At 68.5% G+C, this 1,563-nt stretch carries 1 protein-coding gene; it reads left to right on the top strand.

Going from position 1 to position 1,563, the window contains the following annotated elements; translation table 11 throughout:
* Positions 1–1,563 (top strand): Rne/Rng family ribonuclease (locus ACLEQD_RS43090; RefSeq protein ID WP_410391747.1); only part of this gene is annotated, 1,563 nt, incomplete at both ends.

The following is a 1,563-nucleotide window of genomic DNA, read 5'->3' as shown; positions in this document are numbered from 1 at the left end:
CGCCCGCCCCGCCGAGGTGTCCGGCGAGCGCCGCACGCCGCGCGAGGCGCGGGAGGCCCGCGAGCCGCGCAACAGGGAGGGCCGCGAGAAGGACAAGGACAAGCGCCGCCAGGAGCCGCCCCGCCGCGAGAAGCGCGACGAGGAGAAGGAGAAGCCCAAGCAGCGCAAGACGGACAAGATTGAAGACCTGCTGAAGGTGGGCCAGGAGGTGGTGGTCCAGATTTCCAAGGACCCCATCGGCACGAAGGGCGCGCGGCTCACGTCGCACATCTCCATCCCCGGCCGTCACCTGGTGTTCATGCCCACGGTGGACCACGTGGGCATCAGCCGCCGCATCTCCAACGAGAAGGAGCGCCGGCGGCTGCGTGAAATCGTGGACCGGCTGCGGCCGCCCGGCACGGGCTTCATCGTGCGCACCGTGGCGGAGAACGTTCCCCAGGAGAAGCTGGAGAGCGACATCCGGTTCCTCATCGAGGTGTGGAACCAGGTGGTGCGCCGCAACGAGAAGCGCGGCGGACCAGGCCTCCTGCACCCGGACCTGGACCTCATCCTGCGCGCCACGCGCGACCTGTTCGCCCACGACGTGGAGAAGCTCGTCGTGGACGACGCGGAGGAGTACGAGCGCATCCAGGGCTTCGTCACCGCGCAGGACCCGGCGCTGCGCGACCGCGTGGTGCTGCATGAAACCGACGAGCCCGTCTTCGACGCCTACGGCATCGAGCAGGAGCTGCAGCGCGCCACCCAGCGCAAGGTGTGGCTGAAGAGCGGCGGCTACCTCATCATCGACCAGGCGGAGGCGCTCACCGCCATCGACGTCAACTCGGGCCGCTACGTCGGCAAGAAGAGCCTCGAGGAGACCATCACCAAGATCAACGTCGAGGCGGCCAAGGAGATCGTCTACCAGCTCCGGCTGCGCAACATCGGCGGCATCATCATCTGCGACTTCATCGACATGGAGAAGGCGCAGAACCGCGACAAGGTCTTCAAGTCGCTGCAGGAAGCGCTGGGCCGCGACAAGGCCAAGACGAACGTGCTGCGCATCTCCGAGCTGGGCCTGGTGGAGATGACGCGCAAGCGCGTGCGCGAGTCCATTGGCCGCGTGCTGCACGAGGACTGCCCGTACTGCGACGGCAAGGGCTTCGTGAAGACGGCGACCACGGTCGCGTACGAAATCTTCCGGGAGATCCGCCGCGAGGCGCCGGGCTACAAGGACTCCACGCTCGTCATCAACTGCAACGCGGAGGTCGCGCGGCTCTTGCAGGGCGAGGAGCGCAACGAGCTGCGGCACCTGATGGACCGCTACAACAAGTCCATCCAGGTGAAGGCGCAGCAGAACTACCACCGCGAGCAGTACGACATCTACGGCCGGTCGGCCACGGGCCCCGAGCACAAGGTGGCCTCGTCGCCGGGCTCCGGTGACGGCGAGCTGGCGATGCAGCAGCGCCGTCCGGAGAGCAACTACGGCGGCCGTCAGGACCAGGGCCGCCGTGGCGGCGGCCGGGACCGCGACCGTGAGCGGGGCGGCGGAGAGAACCGTGGCGGCGGAGAGAACCGTGGCGGCGG

Origin of the sequence: Corallococcus sp. 4LFB (genome assembly GCF_046520365.1) — a bacterium.
Classification (GTDB): Bacteria; Myxococcota; Myxococcia; order Myxococcales; family Myxococcaceae; genus Corallococcus; species Corallococcus caeni.
The sequence above is the reverse complement of the archived record's forward strand: the minus strand, read 5'-3'. Positions and strand labels throughout refer to the sequence as shown.